Origin of the sequence: Streptomyces sp. H27-H1 (assembly GCF_026627445.1) — a bacterium.
In the GTDB taxonomy this organism is placed as follows: Bacteria; Actinomycetota; Actinomycetes; order Streptomycetales; family Streptomycetaceae; genus Streptomyces.
Genome location: NZ_JAPNLJ010000039.1, coordinates 45,468 through 68,337, shown reverse-complemented (window position 1 = coordinate 68,337; position 22,870 = coordinate 45,468). Strand labels below are relative to the sequence as shown.

The window sequence follows — 22,870 nt, the reverse complement described above, 5'->3', positions numbered from 1 at the left end:
CCCCTCACGCTCCAGGAGTCGAAGATGTCCTCCCCCCTCAGCCGACGCTCCCTGATCAAGGCCGCCGCCCTCGCCGGCGGCGCCGTGGCGTTCGGTCTGCCGCAGTTCCTGTGGCCCGCCACCGCCCAGGCCTACACCGTCCCCTCGAAGCTGGACTGGTGGTACCAGGCCAGGTTCGGCATGTTCATCCACTTCGGGTCCTACTCCTACCGCGGCCACGGCGAGTGGGCGTTCTCCGCCGAGAACTGGAACAAGGCCGACTACCAGACCCAGGTGACCACCCCGTTCGATCCGAGCAGCTTCAACGCCGCCACCATCGCCGAACTGGCCCGGAGCGCCGGCATGAAGTACCTCGTGATCACCGCCAAGCACCACGAGGGCTACGCGATGTGGGACTCCAACGTCGCGGGCTTCACCGACACCACGGGCACCAAGCAGTACAACCTGCGCGACTACAACGGCTTCCAGCCCGACCTGCTGGCCCAGCTGAAGACGGAGTGCGAGAAGCGGGGCGTCAAGTTCGGGCTCTACTACTCGATCCTGGACTGGAGCCACCCCTCCCAGACCATCAACCGCGGCACCCTCTTCTCCGACATGTCCTCGCAGGGCGCCCGCACCGCCTACATCAACGACATGAAGGCCCAACTGCAGGAACTGCTGGACCGCTACGACCCGGCCCTCCTGTGGTTCGACGGCGACTGGTGCGCCAACCCGGCCGGCCCCACGCTCACCGACTGGTGGACCAAGGCGGACGGGGAGGAGCTGTACGGCTGGCTGATGGCCCGCAAGCCCGGACTCGTCGTCAACGAACGCGTCAAGCGGGACCTCGGCCTGGGTGACTTCGCCTGCCCGGAGCAGGTCGTGCCCGCCGCGCCGCTGGACCGGCCGTGGGAGACCTGCGCCACCATGAACGGTCAGTGGGGCTACACCGACTGGGCCGAGAACAACTACAGGCCCGTGAAGGACATCATCCGGGAGATGGTCACGGTCGTCTCGCGGGACGGCAACTACCTGCTCAACATCGGCCCCAAGGGGGACGGCACCGTGACCGCCGCGACGGCGACGGCGCTGGGTGGGATCGCCTCCTGGATGGCCACCCACGCCGACAGCATCCACGGCACCAGCGGCAGCCCCTTCGCGGCCGAGCCGTCCTGGGGCAGGATCACCAAGAAGAACGGCAAGCTCTTCGCCCACGTCTTCACGTGGCCGACGGGCGGCACCCTGCAGATCCCGGCAGTCCACAACACGATCAGCCGCGTCTACCTGATGAACAACCCCTCGGTGTCGCTCGCCCACACGGTCAGCGGCGGCCAGATCAACGTCAGCGTGCCGGCCACGGCGCCCAACGCGAACGACTCCGTGGTCTGTGTGGAGGTCAGCGGCATGCCGGCGGTCCTCACGCCTGGCGTCTACCGGCTGCTCAGCGCTCAGAACGGCAAGGCCCTCGACAACGGCAACACCACCACCGAGGGCGGTCAGGTCGGCCAGTGGACCCCCAACGGAGGCTCCCCGCAGCAGTGGACGGTCACCGACCTGGGCCACGGTTACTACAAACTGGTCTGTGTCCGCAGCGGCAAGGCCCTCGACGACAACGGCAACACCTCCGACGGCGCGGTGATGGTGCAGCGCACCGACAGCGGCGGTCAGGGGCAGCAGTGGGCGGTCACCGCGCTGGGCGGGGGCGCGTTCCGGCTCACGAACCGGCACAGCGGAAAGGTGCTGGACAACGGCTACGCGAGCGGGGACGGGGGCCCGGTCATCCAGTGGTCCGCCAACGGCGGGCCCGCGCAGAACTGGAACATGACCAAGGTCGCCTGAGTGTCCCCGGGTTGGCGTGCCGCGTGCGCACGCCAACCCGGCTCATGGGTTCCCCATCGATGCGACCTCGGACGACAGGACCTCAGGGCCTCAGACGGAGAAGGTGACCCGCGCGAGCCGCACCGGGCCACGCAGTCCGAGACGGATTTCGTGCACACCGGCCGCCACGGCGGCGGGGGCGCTCACCGTGGCGTAGTCGTAGGGCCCGGCCGTTCCGGGGGACAGCGCGAGCACCGCCAGGACCGGACCGTCACCCAGCGAGAGTTCGACCGTGCCCTCACCGGCGGCCTCCACCGCGATCCCGGCAGCTCCCTTCGCGAAGTCGCAGTCACGGAACACCAGCTCGCCCCGCCGGCCGGCCACGGGGGTGACGGAGTCCCCCGAGGTCTTCGCACGGTCCACGATCTCCGTGTCGCTCTGGTCGTCGAAGTCCACCGCGTCCAGGCCGCCCGCCAGGACCGGCCGGGGGACGGACGGCTCGCCGTCGAGGTCGACCGTCCGAGCCAGGCGGACGTCCTCGCTGGACGCTCCGACGAGGATCTCGTAGGGACCCGGTTCCACCCGCTGACGTCCCTGTGCCACGTCCCAGAACGCGAAGGCCGGCATCGACAGCCGGAAGGCGATCTCCGTGACCTCGCCGGGCGCGAGCGTCACACGGCGGTGCGCGGCCAGTTCCCTGCGGGGCCGTGGCACCGACGGCTCCACGGCCCGGGTGTAGAGCTGGGCGACCTCGTCCGCGGCGACGTCACCGGTGTTGGTGACGGTGAAGGACACGTGCAGTGTTCCGTCCTCGACGTGAGTCCTGAGGTCTTCGTAGGAGAAGGACGCGTACGACAGGCCGTGGCCGAACGGGAAGAGAGGCCTGCCCTCGAAGTAGAGGTACGTCTGGCGGCCGCCGATCACGTCGTAGTCGAGCAGGCCGGGCAGGTCGGAGTCGTCGGCGTACCAGGTCTGCGGGAGGCGGCCGGCGGGGGAGACGTCGCCGGCCAGGGTCCTGGCCAGGGCCGTGCCGGCGGCCTGGCCGCCGTGGGCCGTCCACAGCAGCGCCGGCACCTCCGTGTGATCGACCGCGTACGGGTACGCGGACACCAGCGCCAGCACCGTGTTCGGGTTGGCCGCTCGGGCCGCGCGCAGGAGGCGCTCCTGGTGGGCGGGTAGGGCCAGGGTCGTACGGTCCTCGGTCTCGCGTCCGTTGATGTGCGGATCGTTACCCGCGACCACCAGGACCACGCCCGCTTGCGAGGCGACCGCGTGCACCGCGTCCTCGCCGCTTTCGACGACGACGACTTCGAACTTCTCCCCGTTCTCCTCGGCAACCTTGAGGCCGTCGGCGGCGACAGAGACGAGGTGACCCGTAGCGATGTGCCGAAGGAGGTGCCCGTTCTCGTGCCGTTCCAGGCGAAACGTCTCCTGGACGACCCAGCCTCCGGGCTGGTCGGCGGAGGCCCGGACACGGCCGTCCTCGGCGACGGAGAGGTAGCGGCCGTCGGGGGCGCGCAGGGTCAGCACGCCCTCGCCCCAGTCGATGAGGGAGAGTTCGCTGCCGGTCGCGTCGGTGGTGAGCGGGGGCAGGTCCGTCCGGCCCGCGAGCAGGGCCGGGTCGAGGGCGCCTTCGGTGCCGCGCACCTCTTCGTCGGTGTCCGCCTCGGGGACGTGCAGGAAGGTTCCGGCCGAGGTCTTCAGCAGGATCCGGTCCACCCCCTCCGCGAACTGCACGCGCTCCGGTCCGAACCGCTCGTACAGGCCCGCCAGGGGCGTGGAGCGGTGCAGGAGCGTGCCGCTGTACCAGTCGAGCTTGCACTCGTAGGCGAGCGGGCCGACCACCGCGAGCCGGGTGCCAGGCGCGAGCGGCAGCAGACCACCGCTGTTCTTGAGCAGTACGACAGCCTGCTCGGCCGCCTCCTGGGCGAGGGCACGGTGGGCGGGGGTGTCGAAGTCAGTGGTGAGCGCGTGCGGGTCGCACTCCGGGTCGAACTCGCCGAGGCGGAAACGGACCGACAGCTGGCGGCGGCGGACCGCGGCGTCGATGTCCAACTCGGTCAGCAGGCCCCGCTCCAGAGCGCCGCGGACCCGGGCGGTGATCTGCGAGCTGTCGGTGCCGTGGTCGGTGAAGCTGTCGACGCCGGCCAGCAGCGCGGCGGCCGTCGCCTCCTCGTGGGTGTCGAAGTAGTGCTCGGAGTCGACCAGGTTGGAGGGCGCGCCCGCATCCGAGCAGACCAGCAGTTCCTCCTCGGTCCAGGTGCGCAGATGCTCTCGCAGATACGGCGAGAGGTGGTTCGGGCGGCCGTTGACCAGGTTGTACGCCGGCATCACGCCGGCCACGGCGCCCGCCTCGACCGTCTCGCGGAAGGCGCGCAGATCGTATTCGTGCAGGACGCGCGGGCGGACCGAGGAGGACGTGACGTCACGGCCCGTCTCATGGTTGTGGGCCAGCCAGTGCTTGAGGACGGGGGCGGTGCGCCAGTACGTCGGATGCTCGCCGCGCAGGCCGTGCGTGTAGGCGGTGGCAATGGCCGAGGTGAGCTTCGGGTCCTCCGAGTAGCCCTCCTCGTTGCGGCCCCACAGAGGGTGGCGCAGCAGGTTCACCGTCGGGGCCCAGACGTTCAGTCCCACGCGGTCGTCGCGGGCCCGCATGGCCCGCGCCTCCTTGGACACCGCCTCGCCGACCCGTCGTACGAGATCCGTGTTCCAGGTCGCGCCCAGGCCCACCGCCTGCGGGAAGACGGTGGCCGGACCCATCCAGGCCACGCCGTGCAGGGCTTCTTGGCCGGTGCGGAACGCGGCGACGCCGAGCCGCTCCACGGCAGGCGCGAACTGGTGCAGGAATCCGGTCTTCTCGTCGGGGGTGAGCCGTGACAGGAGGTCGTCGATGCGCTTCGCGACAGGCAGCTGCGGATCGCGGAACGGCGGTGCTGTGTGCGGCGTGTGTGCGGACACCTGGGATCTCCCTGCGATGGAGCGGGAACGTATTCGAAGCGCTTCGATGCTCATCAGACACCAGGGTGAGTGTCAAGGGATCAGCGCCGTTACATCAAGCAGGGCATACAGAGAGTTCCCCACCAGGCCTTGGAGGAATCTCGGAAGCGACCCTTGTGCGCCTCTGGGTGTTCACTTAACCTCACTGCAACATCGAAGCGCTTCGACAGCGAATCGCGTCGCAGTCGTCTTGACCGCTTCAGCTCCGTCAGTTCCAGTCACCACACCGAGCCCGACGGTCGACCGCCGGGTGTCCAGGTGCGCCATGAAGGGTTGACGCAATGACGCCGAATGCCGCCTCCTCCGGACCGAGCCGGAGAAGCTTCCTCGCCTCAACGGCGATCGCCACCGCGGCGATGGCCGGGGGAATACCGCTGCTCACCGCCTGCGGCGGTTCGGACAACAAGTCGCGAGCGGGCAACACGTCGGGCAAGGCGGCCGACAAGCTGATCCCGACGTACGTCGCCAGCACGCTCGCCAAGCCGGACCTTCCGTCGAAGAACGGTTCGGCAGACGGCTACACCGCCAAGGTCGACCTGGCGGCCCTCGCCGCCTCGGTCCCGGACAAGCTCGGCACCGGCGCCTCCTTCAAGATCATGTCCCCGCTCTGGGGCACCCCGCCGAATCCCGGCTGCGCCTACTACACGGGGATCGACGCCGTCGCGGGCACCAAGGTCACCTGGCAGAACCAGGACGGCAACACCTACGGCGGGAAGCTCGGCGCTGTCCTCGCCTCCAGCTCCATCCCCGACATGATGGTCGTGCCCAGCTGGGAGCTGGTCGGCAAGATCGCGAACGCGGTCACCGCGAAGTGCATGGACCTCGGCCCCTACCTGGCGGGCGACAACGTCAAGAAGTACCCGAACCTCGCCGCGATCCCCTCCGATTCCTGGCGCATGAGCATCTTCGGCGGCGCGCTGCGAGGCATCCCGATGCCCTCCGCCGCCGCGAGCGCCATCGTGCCCTACTACCGCAAGGACATCTTCGACGCGAAGGGCTACTCCGTACCCAAGTCGGCCGAGGAGTTCCTCAGCTGGGCCAAGGACGCCACCAGCGCCAAGGCCAAGGTCTACGCCTGCGGTGACATGACCTGGGTCACGGCCGGCATCTTCGGCGTCCGCCCCTCCGGGGCGCTCGGCTGGAACATCGGCGACGACGGCAAGCTGACCTACCGCATAGAAGCGCCCGAGTATCTGGAAGCCCTGGAGTGGAGCCGCAAGCTCTTCGACGCCGGCGTGGTCCACCCCGACGACAAGGCGCGCTCCGGCGACGCGGCCCAGCGGTTCACCGCCGGTCAGATCCTGGTCTTCAACGGCGACATGTCCGCCTGGTACGTCAGGGCCGCCGAACAGGCCCCGTCCAACCCGGCCTTCCAGATCGAGGGCATGGACATCTTCGGCGCCGACGGCGGCCGCCCGACGATGTACGCGTCCTCGCCCGCCACCATCTGGTCGATGATCCGCCAGGGCGCCTCGAAGGAGACCGTGGAGAACGCGCTGGCGGCCGCCAACTTCGCGGCCGCGCCCTACGGCACCAAGGAGCGGATGCTCGTGGACTACGGCGTCGAGGGCACCCACTACACGGTCAAGGACGGCGTCCCGGTCAAGAACGACCAGGGCAACTCCGAGGTGAACAACGCCTGGTCGATGCTGGCGGCCCCCGCTCCCTACTTCGCCCACCCCGACCATCCCGACATCGCCCGCAAGCAGGTCGAGTGGCAGCAACGGATGGGGGCCGACCTGAAGAAGACGACCACGTACGGCATGAACATCGTCGAGCCGACGAACTACGCCAACCTCTCCAGCCAGTTCGGCCAGCTGGAGATCGACTACGTGCGGGGCAACAAGAAGCTGTCCGACGTGCAGGCCGCCATCTCCACCTGGAGGTCCTCCGGCGGCGACAAGCTGCGCGACTGGTACAAGGAGCTCATCGACAAGAACGGCAGCGGCAACTGATGTCCATCACGGCAGGGAGCCGGCCCGACAGGACGCGTCCCCCCGCGGCCGCCGAGGAGCCGGCGCCTGCGGTCGCCACCGGGGCGGCGAAGGGGCGGGCGCGGGCGCGGGCGCCGCGCGGGACGGGCGGGGCCGGCAAGGTTCCCTGGCGGATCCGGCTGCGCCGCGACCGCACGCTCATCCTGATGACCTTGCCCGTCATCGCCCTGCTCCTGCTCTTCAACTACGTCCCGCTGCTCGGCAACGTCGTCGCCTTCCAGGACTACGATCCGTACGTCTCCAGCAACGGCATCACGGCGATCTTCCACAGTCCCTGGGCAGGCGTGGAGCAGTTCTCCCGGATGGTCGACGACCCGCTGTTCTGGAGCGCCACGAAGAACACCCTCGTCCTGTTCGCGCTCCAACTCGTGCTCTTCTTCCCGATCCCCATCGCCCTCGCGCTGCTCATCAACAGCGTGGTCCGGCCCCGGGTGCGGGCCGTGGCGCAGGCGATCATGTACCTGCCGCACTTCTTCTCGTGGGTCCTCGTGGTCACCGTCTTCCAGCAGGTCTTCGGCGGCGCGGGCATCATCGCCCAGACCCTCCAGGACCACGGGTGGAGCGGCTTCGACCTGATGACCAACGCGGACCTGTTCAAGTACCTGGTCACCGCGCAGGCCGTGTGGAAGGACGCCGGCTGGGGGATCATCGTCTTCCTCGCCGCGCTGGCCGCCGTCAGCACCGATCTGTACGAGGCGGCAGCCATGGACGGCGCGGGGCGCTGGCGGCGCATGTGGCACGTGACGCTGCCCGCGCTGCGCCCGGTGATCGCGCTGCTGCTGGTCCTGAGGGTGGGTGACGCGCTGAGCGTCGGATTCGAGCAGTTCCTGCTCCAGCGGGACGCGGTCGGACTCGGAGCCAGTGAGGTCCTCGACACCTACGTGTGGAACATGGGCATCCAGAACGGCGACTTCAGTTACGCGGCCGCCGTCGGCCTGGCCAAGGGCCTCATCGGCGTCTGTCTCGTCCTGGGCGCGAACAAGTTCGCTCACCTGCTGGGCGAGCAGGGGGTGTACAAGAAGTGAGCCTCGATACGCAGCTCATCCGCAGCCTCAAGGCTCCCGCCCGCCCCGTGTGGGAGGAGCCGCCGAGCAAGGCGGGACTCACCGTCAAGAGCGGGTTCCTCCTGCTCGCCTGCCTGGGGGTGCTCGGTCCGCTGTGGATCGTGATCGTCACCAGCCTCTCTCCCAAACCCGTGATCGACCAGGTCGGCGGCCTCGTCGTCATCCCCCGGGGCATCACCTTCGTCAACTACACCGAACTGCTCAGCGGTGGTCAGGTCAGCCGGGCGATCACCGTCTCGGTCGGTGTCACGCTCGTCGGCACGCTGTTCTCGATGGCGGTGTCGGTGCTGGCGGCCTACGGCCTGTCGCGGCCCGGGAGCCTGGGCCATCGGTTCTTCCTGCTGACCATCATGGCGACCATGTTCTTCGGGGCCGGGCTCATTCCGACGTACCTTCTGGTGCAGTCGCTGGGCCTCACCGACACCTACCTCTCGCTGATCCTGCCGAGCGCGGTCAGTGTCTTCAACATCCTCGTCCTACGGGCCTTCTTCATGGGGATCTCACCCGAACTCACCGAGTCGGCCCGCATCGACGGCGCCAGTGACCTGCGCATCCTGCTGTCCATCATCATGCCGCTGTCGCGCGCGGTGCTGGCCGTCATCTCGCTGTTCTACGCGGTCGGCTACTGGAGTGCCTGGTTCAACGCCTCCATCTACCTCACCGACCAGGAGATGATGCCGCTGCAGAAGGTGCTCATCCAGCTGGTCCAGAAGAACACCGAGGCGCCGACCGGCCTTCAGCAGGCGGTCCGCACCGGACAACTCTCCTCGCTGGGACTGCAGATGGCCGTCATGGTCCTCGCGCTGATCCCCGTCGCGGTTGCCTCCCCCTTCGTCCAGCGGCACTTCAAGAAGGGCATGCTCACCGGAGCCGTCAAGGGCTGAAGCCCTGTGGTCCCGCGCTTCTGATCCCGCTCGGCCTCCCCCTCCGTCAAGACCGAGGTGTGTCATGAGCACGTTCAATCTCAGCCGACGCTCCGCTCTCGCCGGCTCCGCTGCCGCTACCGTCGCCGCGGTCGTCTCCCTCCCGACGGCTTCGGGGCAGGCTCAGGCCGCCGCTGCCGCCCCCGCTCCCGTTCCCACTGCCGTCGCGAAGAGCGGGTACCGGTGGCGCAACGCCGTGATGGGCGGCACCGGGTTCATCAGCGGGGTGCTGTTCCACCCGTCGGTGCGCGGGCTCGCCTACGCCCGGACCGACATCGGGGGCGCCTACCGCCGGGACGACCGGACCGACCGCTGGATCCCGCTGACCGACCACCTCGGCTGGGACGACTGGAACCTCCTCGGCGTCGAGGCCATGGCCGTCGACCCCGCCCACCCCGACCGTGTCTATCTCGCCCTCGGCACCTATACGCAGTCCTGGGCCGGCAACGGGGCCGTGCTGCGCTCCGAGGACCGGGGGGCCACGTGGAAGCGCACCGACCTCACCGTGCGGTTCGGCGCCAACGAGGACGGGCGTGGATGCGGTGAACGGCTGCTGGTCGACCCGCGCACCGGCGACACCCTGTGGCTCGGCACCCGGCACGACGGGCTGCTCAAGTCGACCGACCGGGGGGCGACCTGGAAGGCCGTGAGCTTCCCGGCCACCCCGAGCGCCACCGGGCAGGGCATCACCCTCCTCGTCGCCGTCGGCCGCAGCGTCTACGCGGGCTGGGGCGACTCCGGCGGCGCCGCCGACCACCCCAACCTGTACCGCACGTCCGACGGAAAGACCTGGGAGCCCGTCCCCGGGCAGCCCGCCGGCGCCGCCGCGAAGGTGCCGATCCGCGCCGCGTACGACCGCCACGACCGCGCGCTGTACGTGACGTACGCCAACGCGCCCGGGCCCAACGGGCAGTCGGACGGCAGCGTGCACCGACTGCGCACCACCGCCGGCAAGTGGACCGAAGTCACCCCGGTGAAACCCGGAGGGGCGACGAGCGACGGCGGGACCGACTCCTTCGGCTACGGCGGTGTCGCCGTCGACGCCCGCCGGCCCGGCACGCTCGTCGTGTCCACCAACAACCGCTGGGCCGAGATCGACACCGTCTTCCGTTCCACCGACGGCGGCCGCACCTGGAAGTCCCTGAAGGACGGGGCCGTCCTCGACGTCTCCGAAACCCCCTACCTCAAGTGGGGCAAGGACGAGCCCAAGTTCGGCTGGTGGATCCAGGCCGTCGGCCTCGACCCGTTCGACTCGAGGCACGTCGTCTACGGCACCGGCGCGACCCTGTACGGCACGCGCGACCTCAAGCACTGGGCTCCGCAGGTCCGCGGACTGGAGGAGGCGTCCGTGGTGGCGATCGTGTCGCCTCCGACGGGAGAGGCCCACCTGATCAGCGGTTCGCGGGACATCGGCGTGCTCTACCACGAGCGGCTGACCGCCTCGCCGTCGCGCGGCATGGCCACGAACCCCGTGTTCGGGTCCTCCATCGGACTCGCCCAGGCCACGGCCAAGCCCTCGTACCTCGTGCGCACGGGCTCGGGCGACCAGGGCAACGGCGCCTGGTCGAACGACGGCGGAAGGACCTGGGCGCCCTTCGCGTCGCAGCCGGCCGTCGCCAGGGACGCGCCCGGGCCGATCGTCACCAACGCCGACGGCAGTGTGCTGCTGTGGTCCCTCGCGCACTGGGACGGCACCGTGTACCCGGCGCACCGCTCGGCGGACAACGGCGCCACCTGGTCCGAGGTCGCCTTCCTCCCGAAGGGCGCGGTCCTGGTCGCGGATCCCGTGGACCCGACGGGCTTCTACGCCTTCGACACGAGCACCGGCACGCTCCACGCCAGCACCGACAGCGGCCTGACCTTCAGCGCCCGGGCCACCGGCCTGAGCTCGGGTGACGCCGGGTTCCAGCTGGCCGCGGCCCCGGGACGCTCCGGCGACCTGTGGCTCAGCGCCAAGGCGAACGGGCTCTACCGCTCGACCGACGGCGGCGCCGGCTTCACCGAGGTCGCAGGCTGCCGTGCCTCGCACACCCTGGGCTTCGGCAAGGCCGCCAAGGGTGCCTCGTACCCGGCGATCTACATGGCCGGCGGGATCGAGGACTTCAACGCCGTCTACCGTTCCGACGACGAGGCCAGGACCTGGACGCGGATCAACGACGACCAGCACCGGTGGGGCTGGACCGGCGCGGCGATCACCGGCGATCCGCGCGTCCACGGCCGGGTCTACCTCGCCACCAACGGGCGCGGCGTGCAGTACGGGGAGCCGGTCTGATGCCCGGCCTGAGTGACGTGACACGAGGCCGTCTGCTCTTCGGCGGCGACTACAACCCGGAGCAGTGGCCCGAGGAGACCTGGCACGAGGACGTCCGGCTGATGAAGGCGGCCGGGGTCAACTCGGTCACTGTCGGTGTCTTCTCCTGGTCGATGCTGGAACCGAAGCCCGGGGCCCGGGAGTTCGGCCGCCTCGACACGGTGATGGACCTGATGCACGAGAACGGCATCGGTGTCGTCCTCGCCACCCCGACCTCCTCGCCCCCGCCCTGGATGGGCCGGCTGCACCCGGACACCCTGCCCGTCACCGAGGACGGCCGCACCGAGTGGTGGGGCGGCCGCCAGCACTTCTCGCACTCCAGCGCCACCTACCGGCGCTACGCCGCCGCCATCACCGAGGACCTCGCCGCCCGCTACGGCGGCCACCCGGCCCTGACGATGTGGCACATCAACAACGAGTACTGCACCTTCGACTACGGCGACCCGGCCGCGGCCGGCTTCCGCCGCTGGCTGCGCGGGAAGTACGGCACCCTCGAAGCCCTCAACGAGGCCTGGGGCTCCGCCTTCTGGAGCCAGGGCTACGACACATGGGACGGCATCCTGCCGCCCCGCCTGCCCCACTACATGCGCAACCCCACCCAGGTGCTGGACTTCCGGCGCTTCACCTCCGACGCGCTCCTGGAGTGCTACGCCGCCGAGCGGGACATCGTCCGCCGCCACACCCCGCACCTGCCGGTAACCAGCAACTTCATGCCGCTGTGGATCGGCCAGGACGCCTGGCGCTGGGCGGCTGAGGAGGACGTCGTCTCCGTCGACATCTACCCGGATCCGCGCGACCCGCTGGGCGCCCAGAGCGGCGCCCTCGTCCAGGACATGACCCGCTCCCAGGCGCGCGGGCCGTGGATGCTCATGGAGCAGGCCGCCGGGCCCGTCAACTGGCGGGGCGTGAACCACCCCAAGCCGCGGGGTCTCAACCGGCTCTGGTCCCTGCAGGCCGTGGCCCGGGGCGCCGACGCCGTCTGCTACTTCCAGTGGCGCCAGTCCCGGCAGGGCGCGGAGAAGTTCCACTCCGGCATGGTCAGCCATGCCGGAGAGGAGGGCCGGACCTACCAGGAGGTCAAACAGCTCGGCGCGGAGCTGGAGCGGATCGCCTCCGAGGTGACCGGCCGCGACATCACCGCGGACATCGCGGTCCTGCACGACTGGCACGCCTGGTGGGCCGGAGCCCAGGACGGCCGCCTGTCCCGGCAGGTGGAGTACCCGGACGTGCTGAGCGCCTGGCACCGAGCCCTGTGGCAGGCGCACCTCACCACCGATTTCGCCCATCCCGAGCACGACCTGACGCCGTACTCCGTGGTCGTCGTGCCGCAGCTGTACGCGCTCACGGACACGGCCGTAGACAACCTCCTCGCCCACGTCCGCCGGGGCGGCACCCTCGTCTGCGGCTTCCAGACCGGCGTCGCCGACGAGGACGACCGGGTCCGCGCCGGCGGCATGGATCCCCGGCTGCGCGAGCTGTTCGGGATCCGCACCCTGCACGAGTGGTGGCCGCTGGACGCGGGGGAGACCGTCACCTGCGAGGGCTTCGGGGCGTCCCTGTGGTCCGAGGAGCTGGAGGGCGACGGCACCGCCGAGGAGACCGTGCCGTACAAGGGCGGTGAACTCGACGGACTGCCCGCCGTCCTGCGCAAGGGCCGGGCCTGGTACGTCTCCACGCTCCCGGAGCCGGAGGCGCTGCGCGACCTGCTCGCCCGGATCGCCGACGGCGCGGGCGTCCGGCCGGTGCTGGACGGCCTTCCCGAGCAGGTCGAGGCCGTCCGGCGGGGCGGGGCGCTGTTCGTGCTCAACCACGGCATCGAGCCGGTGACCGTCGAGGTGCCCGGCGCCCACCACGACCTCCTGACGGGGACGGACGTCACCGACCGGGTGACCCTCGGCCGCTACGGCGTGGCGGTGCTCCGGCCATGACCGCGGTCGACGGGCCCGTCCACGGCACGTGGGAGCCGCACCCGGCCACCCGCTGGGAGGACGGCTTCCTGAGCGGCAACGGCCATCACGGAGCCCTGGTGTTCGGTGATCCGAACGCGGAGCGGGTCGTCGTCACGCACCACACCCTGGTACGGCCGAGCGGGAACGGCCCGCACCGGCGGCCGCCCCGGCTGGCCGCCGAACTCCCCGGGCTCCAGGACCGCCTCCTGGCAGGAGACCGCACCGCCGCGGAGGGTTTCACCGACGGCCGTCCGCACCAGTGGGTGCAGCCCTTCCACCCGGCCTTCCAGGTCAGCCTGGTCCGGCCCGCCGCCGAAGGAGGTGACGGGGGTGACGGGCCTGACGGGGGTGACGGTGGCGGCGGTGGCGACTACCGCCGTGACATCGACTTCACGACGGGTGTCGTACGGGCGGCCGGCGCCGGATGGACCAGCCGGGTCTTCGTCTCCCGCGGCGACGACGTGATCGTCCAGCACGTGACGGCGCCGCCCGGACTCACCCTCGACATCTCCCTCGACCACCGGCTCCCCGGAGCCCCCGCCGCGCTGGCCGTCGGCCACGGCGCCATCGTCACCCCCGAGGGCGCCCTGCTGAGCCTGCGCGCCCGCTACCCGGAGGGCGACCGCGCCTTCACCGGAGTCACGCTCGTCGTGGCCACCGGTGGCAGGACGGCCCTCGCCGCGCCCCGCGTGCGCGTCGAGGGCGCCCCGTCCGTGCTGCTCCTCACGCGCGTCCGGCGGCACACCGGCGGACTGGACGTGACCGCGGAGGGCCGCGCCCTGCGCGACCTGCCCCTGGACTACGACGCGCTCCTCGACCGCCACGCCGCCCTCCACCGCCCCGCCTACGAACGCGTCACCCTCGACCTCGCCGCCGACCCGGCCGAACGGGCCCTGCCGGGCTCGGAGCTGCTGAAGCGCCCGCGTGATCGCGCCCTGCTGGAGCGGCTGTTCGCGGCCGGCCGCTACCACCTGCTGTCCTCCAGCGGCCTCTTCCCGCCCCGCCTGACCGGCCTGTGGACCGGCGAATGGAACACGGCCTGGTCGGGGGCGTTCACCAACGACGCCAACCTCAACCTCCAGACCGCCTCCGCCGCGGCCGCGCATCTGCCCGAGGTCACCGAGGCCCACGCCGCGCTGATCCAAAGCCAGTTGCCCGACTGGCGCGACAACGCCCGCGCGGTCTTCGGCGCCAGGGGCGTGGTCGCCCCCGCCCACACCGACGGCGAGTCCGGCCACTCGTACCACTTCAGCCGCGAGTACCCGCTGCACCTGTGGACCGCGGGCGCGGACTGGCTGCTGGGGCCCCTCGTCGACCACGACGAGACCCACGGCGTCCGCGACCCGCGCACCGCCGCCGCCCTGGCCGAAGTCGCCCTGTTCTACGAGGACTTCCTCACTCGCACCGATGGCGACGGCCGGCTCGTCGTCGTCCCTTCCTACTCACCCGAGAACCGCCCCGCGGACGCGAGCTGGGGGACGGTCAACGCCGCCATGGACCTCTCGGCGGCCCGGCACGCCCTGCGCACCGCGGCCGACTACCACCCGGACGGGCCGGACGCCGACCGCTGGCGCGCCCTCGCCGACCGGCTCCCGCCGCACCGGATCAACGAGGACGGGGCCTTGGCCGAATGGGCCTGGCCGGGCCTGGCGGACTCCTACGACCACCGCCACCTCAGCCACCTCTACGGAGTCTGGCCGCTCGAGGAGATCACCCCGTACGACACCCCCGGCCTGGCGGCCGCCGCCCACCGCGCCCTCGAACTGCGCGGCGCCGAGAACGACTCCGCGCACGGCCATCTCCACCACGCGCTCATCGCGGCCCGGCTCCGGGACGGCGGACGCCTCGCCCACGCCCTCGGTCAGGTCCTGGACGGCGACTTCTTCCACGCCTCCCTGATGAGCGCGCACTACCCGAACCGCGACGTCTACAACGCCGACGCCGCGCACACCCTGCCCGCGGTGCTGATCGAGGCGCTCCTCCAGTCGACACCCCACCGACTGGTCCTGCTGCCCGCGCTGCCGCCATCCCTCCCGGCGGGCCGGCTCACGGGCGTACGCACGCGGTTCGGCGCCGAGGTCGAACTGATCTGGGCGCCCGGCCGGGCGAGGGCGGTTCTGAAGCCGGCCCGCACGGTCCGCATCGAAGTCAGGACTTCTTCCGGCGACGCGGAGTCGATCGATCTCGTCGCCGGAGAGGACCACGTCCTCAGTATCGGGACGTGGTAGTACCCCCACATTTCCCCCCACCCGTGGAAGGGACACCATGGTAAACCGCACGATAGGCAAGATCACGATGGCGGTGCTGGCGCCGGCGCTGGCGCTCGGTGCCGCCATCGGCCTGGCCGCCGCCCCCGCTTCGGCAGCAGTCTGGAACTCCTGCGACCAATGGGGCAGCACCAGCCTGAACGGCTACAAGCTCTACAACAACGTCTGGGGCTCTGGTGCGGGCAGCCAGTGCTTCTGGGCCAACTCCGGCACCGGCTGGGGTGTCTGGGCCAACCACCCCAACACCGGCGGTATCAAGTCCTATCCCAACTCGACGAAGACGATCAACAAGACGATCGACTCCCTCGGCTGGCTCACCAGCACCTACAACGTCAGCGTCCCGTCGTCCGGCGCGTACAACACGTCGTACGACATCTGGGACACCGACCACCAGTACGAGATCATGCTCTGGGTCAACTACAACGGAGCCGTCGGCCCGATCGGAACCTGGCAGGCCAGCGTCGCACTCGGCGGCCACAACTGGAACGTCTACAAGGGCTCCAACGGGTCGAACCAGGTGTTCTCGTTCCTGCGGACGTCCGACTCCAACTCCGGCACCGTGGACGTCAAGCCGATCCTCAACTGGATCGCGCACACCAAGGGCTGGATGCCCGGCAACGAGACCATCGGCGACGTGCAGTTCGGCTATGAGATCACCTCCTCGTCCGGTGGCCTCAACTTCAACACCAACAACCTGACCATCAACGGCGGCTGACCCGGCACATCAGGGCCGGCCTCGGCCCGCAGTGCGCTGTGGGAGTCGTCCACCGCCGGACGAAGCCGTCGGGTCAGGAAGCGGCGAAGGACGCCGGCCCTGTACTCTCCCGCACCGTCAACTCCGGGGTGATGAGAACGACTTCATCGGCGCCGCGGTGGTCGAGCTTGGCGACCAGACGCTCCACGGCGTGCCGGCCCATCTCCTGCGCGGGGATGGAGACCGACGTGAGCCGCACCGAGGCCTGTACGGCCACCTGGTCCGGGCAGACCGCCACTACCGACACGTCCTCGGGCACGGCGCGGCCCTGCCGGCGCAGCAGGGCGAGCAGCGGCTCGACCGCCTGCTCGTTCTGCACGACGAACCCGGAGGTGGCCGGGCGCTCGTCGAGGATGCGGGCGAGGGTGACGGCCATCGCGTCGTAGCCGCCCCCGCACGGCCGGTGCAGCATCCTGATGCCCAAGTCCCGTGCGCGCAAACGGAGTCCGTCGAGGGTGCGTTCGGCGAAGCCGGTGTGCCGTTCGTAGACCGCGGGGGCCTCGCCGATGACGGCGATGTCGCGGTGGCCGAGCGTCGCCAGGTGCTCCACGCACAACGCGCCGGTGGCCTTGAAGTCGAGGTCGACGCAGGTCAGCCCCGAGGTGTCGGCGGGCAGTCCGATCAGGACGGACGGCAGGTCGGTGCCGCGTAGCAGCGGCAGACGCTCGTCGTCGAGTTCGACGTCCATCAGGATCATCGCGTCGGCGAGCCCACTGCCGGTGACGCGGCGGACGGCGTCGGGACCCTCCTCGCCGGTCAGCAGCAGCACGTCGTACCCGTGTGTCCGGGCCGTCGTGGCGACCGCGATGGCGATTTCCATCATCACCGGTACGTACATGTCGGTGCGCAGCGGAACCATCAGCGCGATGATGTTCGACCTGCTGCTCGCCAGGGCCCGCGCGCCGGCGTTCGGGTGGTATCCCAGCTCGTGGATGCTCTCCTCGACCCGTAGCCGCGTGGTCGTGGAGATGGACCGCTTGCCGCTGAGGACATAGCTCACCGTGCTCGCCGATACTCCGGCGTGCCGGGCGACCTCGGCGAGGGTTACCATCCAGCTCTCCCAGCTTTGTGAAACGCTTCGACAGTGTGCGCGTATTTGCGCGTAAAATGTACGCCGACCCTATCGTCAGCCCTGGGTGCGTGTCCATCCTTGCGTCGAAGCGCTTCGACGCGGACGCGAGCCTGCCCTGGCCGCCCGGGGGAGCGGGCGGCCAGGGCGAGGGTGCGGCAGGTCAGGAGAGGGTGCCGGTGACCGCGCTTCCGGACTTGGTGACGTGGTAGGTGACGGTGGTGCCGCTGTAGAAGTGGAAGACCAGCGTCGCCGGTTCCCCCTCGCGGAGCGCGCTCAGGAACTCGGGGGTCAGGATGATCGTGCCGTTCGGGTAGTCCGGTGAGAACGCCTTGTTGAACTCCTGGTACGGGGTCCAGCTGGTCTGGCCGGCGTTGGTGCCGTCGGCGTACGTGGCGTGCATGGTCGCCAGGTCATTGCCCCGGTACTGGGCGGGGACGGTGAACGAGCCGGTGGTGCCGGTGGCGTCCGACAGCACCGGAACGTCGTTGGTGACGATGTCGATGTTCCAGGGCAGCCCACTGGTGAACCGGGCCTGGAGCGACGAGTTGACGCCGTAGGCGCGGTTGCCGACCAGGCGGGTCAGCGCCTTGGCGGAGAAGGTCAGCTGGTTGCCGGAGACGGTGTAGTCCCGTCCCGCGACCAGCCTGGTGTCGCCCTGCCATACCCCGCGGAAGTAGGTGCCGTTGAGGTTCAGGGTGAGCGACTTGGCGGTGACCGGGCTGGACTTCGGCACGAAGACCTTGTCGAAGGAGGCCGTGCCCGAACGGGTGGTCCAGCTCGACTTGATCACGGCGAACAGGGCCGGGTCGCGCCACTGCAGGGTCTCGCGGTCCAGGTAGGCGAACGGGTCCCACAGCGCGGTGGTGATGCCGTACTTGCGCGCCCCGTAGCCCACGTGCTCGAAGTACTTCAGCGCCTCGCCCCGCTCGACGCGGGAGGGGTTGAAGTGGTTCGGGTAATCGAGCAGCCCGTACTCGCCGAGATAGAGCGGGATGCCCTTGGCGACGAGGGTGCGGTGCATGTTGGCGAAGGAGTCCTCCAGGTGCTTCTGCGCGACGGCGTCGTACAGGGTGCCGCCCGCGACGTTCACGCTGAACGGGTACCAGCTGTAGAAGTGCACCTGCGCGATGAGCTGACGGTCCTTCAGTCCGGCGATCGTGGTGTACAGGTTGTCCAGGTGGACCTGGTCACCACTGCCGCCCGGCGTGGTCAGCGACAACATGCGGCTCGCGTTCGCGCCGCCCGAAGCGCGGACCACGAAGTGGAACGAAGTCTGCAGTTCGTGCAGGTAGGAGACCTTCTGCGCGTCCGTGGCGTTGGCGAAGCTCGGCTCGTTGATGCCCTCGAAGATCAGAGTGCGCGGCGCGTCACGGAAGGTCGTGGAGATCTGCGACCAGGTGGAGTTGAAACGGGCCATCACGTTGTCGTGGTCGCTCGTGATCTTCTCGACCCACCTCCAGGAGTCGTGGTGGACGTTGAGCACCACGTACAGGCCGTCGGCCAACGCCCAGTCGACGAGCTGCTTGACCCGGGCCATGTAGGCGGCGTCGACGGTGTACGGCGCGGTGGTGGACTGGTGGTCGGTCCAGGTCACCGGGATGCGGACGCTGCGGAACCCCTGCGCGGCGATGGTGTCGAACGTCGCCTTGGTGGTCTGCCCGTTGCCCCAGGACGACTCGTTCGGGAAGGCGTCCAGGGTGTTGCCCAGGTTCCAGCTGGGCTGCATCCCCGCGACGGCGTCCATCGGGTTGTCCGGAACCCAGACCACCGGCCGCGAAGGCTTCCGGTGGCCGTCGGACGCGGCCAGCGCGGTGCCGCCGGCCAGCCCCAGCATGACGACGAGCGCCAGCAGCAGGGCGGCCAGCCTGCCCGGGCCCCGGCTGCGGTGCTGCGCGGGGGGCCGTATGTCCTTCATGTGTCATGCCTTTCGGTCGGTCGTACGGGTGATGGCCGGCCGGTGGGGAACGTGTCAGCCGGACTCGGGAGGGGGATTGGTTCAGCCCTCGACGGGCTCGTAGTCGAACCAGTCGAAGTGGACGCTGCCTTCCGCGGCGTACATGCCGATGACGCGTCCGGTGAAACCGCCGGCGACCTCGGTCGACAGGTAGCGGCCGTCGAGGGCCGCGAGCTCGGTGAACGTGCCGTCGGGCCGCTCGATGCCGAGGGAGACGGCGTCAGGTCCGGTGCACGGTCCGTGCGGCGGCGGCTCTGTGATCGTGACGGCGAGCACCACCGGCCCGGCGGGCACGGACCGAGCGGCCACGACCGTGCGCAGGGGGCCGACGCGCGCGATGACCCGTACCTCCGTACCGGACGCCTCGATCGCGTAGTGGTGCTGCTCGTCGAGCCGGACGGCAAGGCCGCCGCGCCCTTGCGACGGGTCGGTCAGGGTCCGCGCCCGGCACGTGAGGTGCTGCTGGCGTCGGCCGGTGAACACCACGTCGGGTTCGTCCAGGGAGCCGCCCCGCGCGCGGAGGGTCAGCCAGCCGGGGCGTTCCTTCGTGGTGCAGTGTTCGGCGGTCCGGTCGCGCAGGGAGATCCAGGACGGCCGCAGTTCGGCGAGGTCGAAGTCGTCCCGCTGCTCCTCGACCGGGCCGGGGGACAGCGGCCACGGGAGCTCGGGCAGGTCCAGGGCGACCTCGCCGACGACCGGCCAGTCGTCCACCCAGGTCACGGGAGCCAGGAAGGTCTCCCGGCCGAGCACGTGCCAGCCCGGCGTGCCGCCGCCCGGCCGGACTCCGAGCAGCACCATCCACCAGGAGCCGTCGGGTCCTTGGACGAGGTCGGCGTGCCCGGTGTTCTGGACGGGGCGGTCGGTGCCGCGGTGGGTGAGGACCGGGTTGGCCGGGCACGGCTCGAACGGGCCGGCAGGCGTGCGGCCGCGGGCGATCGACACGGCGTGACCGCGTTCGGTGCCGCCCTCGGCGATGAGCAGGTACCAGTAGTCGCCGATCCGGTACAGGTGCGGCGCTTCCGGGGCCTTGGCGCCGGGCCCGCCGGACCAGACCCTGTGCGGTGTTCCGTACGTCTGCCCGGTGGACGGGTCGATACGGACCTGTGAGCCCCCGGCGACCGTGCACCAGCAGGTGCCGTCCTCGTCCCAGACCAGGTCGGGATCGATGCCGGGGACGCCTGGCGCCCAGATGGGGTCAGACCATGGTCCGGCGGGGTCGGCGGCCGTGACGAGCAGGTTGCCGCCGCCCTCGCTGCAATTGGTGACGATCAACCAGAAGCGGCCGTCGTGGTGCCGCAGGGTGGGGGCGTAGATCCCGCCGGAGGACGACATGGAGACGGGCAGCCGCAGTTGCTCCGGCCGGTCCAGGGCGTTGCCGATCTGGGTCCAGTGCACCAGGTCACGGCTGTGGAAGAGGGGTATCCCGGGGAAGTACTCGAAGCTGGAGCAGGCCACGTAGTAGTCGTCGCCGACGCGGCAGACGCTGGGGTCGGGGTGGAAGCCGGGGATCACGGGGTTGGTGGAGCGGTGGTCCGGCTGGGGCAGAGGCGGCACCCGATGGGTCCTCTCGTCGATGCGTGATGCGTGATGCGTGATGCGGGCGTGGGGCGGGGTGGGGTGGATCAGAGCCCGGGAGCGCCGGGGTCCGTGGAGGTGATGCGGAGCAGGACGGCGGACGGCGCGGCGGGCAGGGTCAGCCTCAGCTCGGCCGTGTCGGGCATCCAGCCGGAAACGGCCCGGCTCGCCGAGGGGTAGAGCAGGTCGACGCGGGCGGCGGTGTCCCGCAGGTGGGGCAGGTGAAGCGTCGCCGTGGCGTCGGTTCCGGGGCGGCGCCAGGCGGTGAGGTAGGTGAGGGCGGGAGTGTGCAGGGCCAGGGCGATCCAGGGGTCGTCCCAGACGGGAAGGCCCAGTGGCCAGGACGGCACGGCTCGCGGCAGGTCGGCGCGGATGGCCTTGTAGACCGCCACCGCTTCGTGGACCAGGGCCCGGGCCTCCGGTTCGAGTTCGGGAATGCGGCCGGAGAGATGGATCCGGCCGAGGAGCGCGTTGGCCATGGTGAAGGCCACCTCGTCGAGGGAGTCCTCCGGCTGGGGGTACGCCCAGACGGCACCCTGTTCGGGGGTGACGGCGGTGGGCGCGGAGGCCGCGATGGCCGCGTAGAGGTGGAGGTTCTGCTGGTCGCTGGTGGACTGCAGCTGCATCCGGGAGAGCATGGCGTCGTCCCAGCGCATGCCGCCGGAGGCGCAGTTCTCCACCACCAGGTGCGGATACCGGTCGAGGACGCCGTCGAGCCAGTCGAGGTGCGCCCGGTTGTGGCCGAGCAGGCCGGCGCCCGGGGTCTCGCCGGGGTGGGCGCTGGTGCCGGAGCCGGGGTCGATGTTGTGGTCGAGTTTGAGGTAGCCGGCGCCCCACTCGCCGACCAGGCGGTCCACGACCTGGTCCAGGTGGGCGCGGGCGGCGGGGTGGCGCAGGTCCAGGTGGTGCCGGCCGGCCTCCGTGACGCGGGAGCCGTCGCGGCGGAAGAACGCCTCGTCGGGCAGGGACTCGGCCATCGGGCTGCGTACGCCGATCGCCTCCGGCTCCAGCCACAGGCCGGGAACCATGCCGCGCTCCCGGATGCGGTCCAGCACCTCGTGGATCCCGCCCTCCCCGGGGAACCGGGAGGCGGCGGGCTCCCAGGCGCCGACGGTGGTCCACCAGCCCCCGTCGTCATCGTCGTACCAGCCGGCGTCGATCACGAAGTACTCCGCGCCCGCGTCGGCCGCCGCGTCGATGAGCGGAAGCAGCTTCTCGGTGGTGGGGTCGCCCATCAGGCAGTTCATGTAGTCGTTGAAGATGACGGGCAGGCGCAGGTGGTCGGCGTGCGGGCGGCGCTGGGCGCGGCGGTAGCGGGTCAGCGCGGCGAACGCGGCGTCGGGGCCGCCGTCGGCGCTGAAGGACAGGGCGGCGGGCACGGTGCGGAAGGCGGCGCCGGGTTCGAGCGCGTGCCGCCAGCCGTGCTGGGTGTCGGTGGGTCCGAACAGCGCCGCGTAGGCCGCCTTGTCCCGCTCGCCGCACTCCCAGCGCCAGCCCCCGCCGTTGTGCTCGATCTGCCACACCCAGGTGCGGCCGGTGAGCCGGTCCGTCCATCCGCCCATGGGGAGGTGCCCGCAGCTGGACCAGGTGCCCTGCCCGTTCAGGGCGAAGCCGGCCCGGCCGTGCGCCTGGACCACGCGTCCGCTCTGGGCCGGTGTGGTCAGACGCGCCGGATGTCGCCGCCAGCGGCATTCGGTGAGCCAGTCGTTCTCCGCCAGCAGCAGATCCGCGGTGTCGAAGGCGGCCGGGTTCCGGGGGGTGAGGCAGCCCACCACGAGCGAACTCACCGACTCCAGATTCAGAGTGACCTGCCCCTCGTTGCGCAGGGTCACCTCGCTGCGGAGCACGGGGACGCCGTCCGGCGAGCGGTAGGTCACCTCCGCCACCAGGCCGGTCTCCGGGTCGTGGAGGTGCACGGTCAGTGTGTGCCAGACGCCGTCGCGGGCCGCGTGGTGGGACCGGTGGACCAGTCGCCCGCCGAGATCGGTGCCCACGAGGAGGTCGCCCGACCAGCCACGGCCGTGACCCGCGGCCGTCACCTCCACCAGGGGCAGGGACGCACCGGGGGTGCTCCGTGCCTCGCCGGGCAGCCCCAGGTGCGTCAGGCGCGGACTGCCGTTGTCATCGAGGACGATCTGCAGGTGAAGGGCGTCGTGCCCCCAGTGGAGGGTTCCTTGTTCGTTGGGCATGGCGGGCCTGGCGGGCATGGCGGC

13 protein-coding genes are annotated in these 22,870 nt (G+C 70.7%); 8 read left to right on the top strand and 5 right to left on the bottom strand.

Annotated features, from left to right (window positions below):
* Window positions 1-24 precede the first annotated feature (24 nt).
* Window positions 25-1,818 (top strand): alpha-L-fucosidase, encoded by a 1,794-nt coding sequence (locus OTB20_RS31855; RefSeq protein WP_267822847.1) that lies wholly within the window; start codon window positions 25-27, stop codon window positions 1,816-1,818.
* A 90-nt stretch (window positions 1,819-1,908) separates the two neighbouring features.
* Here the strand turns inward: OTB20_RS31855 and OTB20_RS31850 are convergent, their stop codons facing one another.
* Window positions 1,909-4,755 carry a glycoside hydrolase family 3 protein gene (locus tag OTB20_RS31850; RefSeq protein WP_267822845.1) on the bottom strand — a complete coding sequence of 949 codons (2,847 nt, stop codon included), beginning with the start codon at window positions 4,753-4,755 and terminating at the stop codon, window positions 1,909-1,911.
* Between the two features lie 320 nt (window positions 4,756-5,075).
* On the opposite strand from OTB20_RS31850, the gene OTB20_RS31845 reads away from it, so the two are divergent.
* From OTB20_RS31845 to OTB20_RS31815, 7 genes are all read left to right on the top strand, one after another.
* Window positions 5,076-6,749, top strand: coding sequence for a twin-arginine translocation signal domain-containing protein (locus tag OTB20_RS31845; protein WP_267822843.1), 1,674 nt, complete (start codon window positions 5,076-5,078; stop codon window positions 6,747-6,749).
* Complete coding sequence (locus OTB20_RS31840; protein ID WP_267822841.1) at window positions 6,749-7,813, top strand: ABC transporter permease; 1,065 nt, start codon at window positions 6,749-6,751, stop codon at window positions 7,811-7,813. Before OTB20_RS31845 ends, OTB20_RS31840 begins: the two co-directional genes overlap by 1 nt.
* Complete coding sequence (locus OTB20_RS31835; RefSeq protein ID WP_267822839.1) at window positions 7,810-8,736, top strand: carbohydrate ABC transporter permease; 927 nt, start codon at window positions 7,810-7,812, stop codon at window positions 8,734-8,736. Before OTB20_RS31840 ends, OTB20_RS31835 begins: the two co-directional genes overlap by 4 nt.
* 64 nt (window positions 8,737-8,800) lie before the next feature.
* Complete coding sequence (locus OTB20_RS31830; RefSeq protein ID WP_267822837.1) at window positions 8,801-11,047, top strand: sialidase family protein; 2,247 nt, start codon at window positions 8,801-8,803, stop codon at window positions 11,045-11,047.
* Window positions 11,047-13,014 (top strand): beta-galactosidase, encoded by a 1,968-nt coding sequence (locus tag OTB20_RS31825; protein WP_267822835.1) that lies wholly within the window; start codon window positions 11,047-11,049, stop codon window positions 13,012-13,014. Before OTB20_RS31830 ends, OTB20_RS31825 begins: the two co-directional genes overlap by 1 nt.
* A complete protein-coding gene (locus OTB20_RS31820; RefSeq protein WP_267822833.1) occupies window positions 13,011-15,263 on the top strand; it encodes a glycosyl hydrolase family 95 catalytic domain-containing protein in 2,253 nt (750 codons plus the stop codon). The genes OTB20_RS31825 and OTB20_RS31820 overlap by 4 nt, the downstream gene beginning before the upstream one ends.
* Before the next feature lie 37 nt (window positions 15,264-15,300).
* Window positions 15,301-16,017, top strand: coding sequence for a GH12 family glycosyl hydrolase domain-containing protein (locus OTB20_RS31815; RefSeq protein WP_267822831.1), 717 nt, complete (start codon window positions 15,301-15,303; stop codon window positions 16,015-16,017).
* Between the two features lie 73 nt (window positions 16,018-16,090).
* Here the strand turns inward: OTB20_RS31815 and OTB20_RS31810 are convergent, their stop codons facing one another.
* The 4 genes from OTB20_RS31810 to OTB20_RS31795 form a co-directional block, all read right to left on the bottom strand.
* Window positions 16,091-17,107 (bottom strand): LacI family DNA-binding transcriptional regulator, encoded by a 1,017-nt coding sequence (locus OTB20_RS31810; protein WP_267822829.1) that lies wholly within the window; start codon window positions 17,105-17,107, stop codon window positions 16,091-16,093.
* Between the two features lie 181 nt (window positions 17,108-17,288).
* Window positions 17,289-19,043: a cellulase family glycosylhydrolase gene (locus OTB20_RS31805; protein WP_267822828.1), complete on the bottom strand. Its 1,755-nt coding sequence runs from the start codon at window positions 19,041-19,043 to the stop codon at window positions 17,289-17,291.
* A gap of 81 nt (window positions 19,044-19,124) precedes the next feature.
* The gene (locus OTB20_RS31800; protein WP_267822826.1) at window positions 19,125-20,636 is read right to left on the bottom strand and encodes a glycoside hydrolase family 43 protein; all 1,512 of its coding nucleotides are present in this window, start codon (window positions 20,634-20,636) and stop codon (window positions 19,125-19,127) included.
* Between the two features lie 68 nt (window positions 20,637-20,704).
* A complete protein-coding gene (locus OTB20_RS31795) occupies window positions 20,705-22,846 on the bottom strand; it encodes an alpha-galactosidase (RefSeq protein WP_267822879.1) in 2,142 nt (713 codons plus the stop codon).
* Window positions 22,847-22,870: the final 24 nt, after the last annotated feature.

What these genes read in the sequence shown, in the direction of transcription:
- OTB20_RS31815 (WP_267822831.1), top strand. Translation starts at nt 15,301, where the DNA reads ATGGTAAACCGCACGATAGGCAAGATCACGATGGCGGTGCTGGCGCCG.
- OTB20_RS31845 (WP_267822843.1), top strand. Translation starts at nt 5,076, where the DNA reads ATGACGCCGAATGCCGCCTCCTCCGGACCGAGCCGGAGAAGCTTCCTC.
- OTB20_RS31805 (WP_267822828.1), bottom strand. Translation starts at nt 19,043, where the DNA reads ATGAAGGACATACGGCCCCCCGCGCAGCACCGCAGCCGGGGCCCGGGC.
- OTB20_RS31810 (WP_267822829.1), bottom strand. Translation starts at nt 17,107, where the DNA reads ATGGTAACCCTCGCCGAGGTCGCCCGGCACGCCGGAGTATCGGCGAGC.
- OTB20_RS31820 (WP_267822833.1), top strand. Translation starts at nt 13,011, where the DNA reads ATGACCGCGGTCGACGGGCCCGTCCACGGCACGTGGGAGCCGCACCCG.
- OTB20_RS31830 (WP_267822837.1), top strand. Translation starts at nt 8,801, where the DNA reads ATGAGCACGTTCAATCTCAGCCGACGCTCCGCTCTCGCCGGCTCCGCT.
- OTB20_RS31855 (WP_267822847.1), top strand. Translation starts at nt 25, where the DNA reads ATGTCCTCCCCCCTCAGCCGACGCTCCCTGATCAAGGCCGCCGCCCTC.
- OTB20_RS31795 (WP_267822879.1), bottom strand. Translation starts at nt 22,846, where the DNA reads ATGCCCAACGAACAAGGAACCCTCCACTGGGGGCACGACGCCCTTCAC.
- OTB20_RS31840 (WP_267822841.1), top strand. Translation starts at nt 6,749, where the DNA reads ATGTCCATCACGGCAGGGAGCCGGCCCGACAGGACGCGTCCCCCCGCG.
- OTB20_RS31825 (WP_267822835.1), top strand. Translation starts at nt 11,047, where the DNA reads ATGCCCGGCCTGAGTGACGTGACACGAGGCCGTCTGCTCTTCGGCGGC.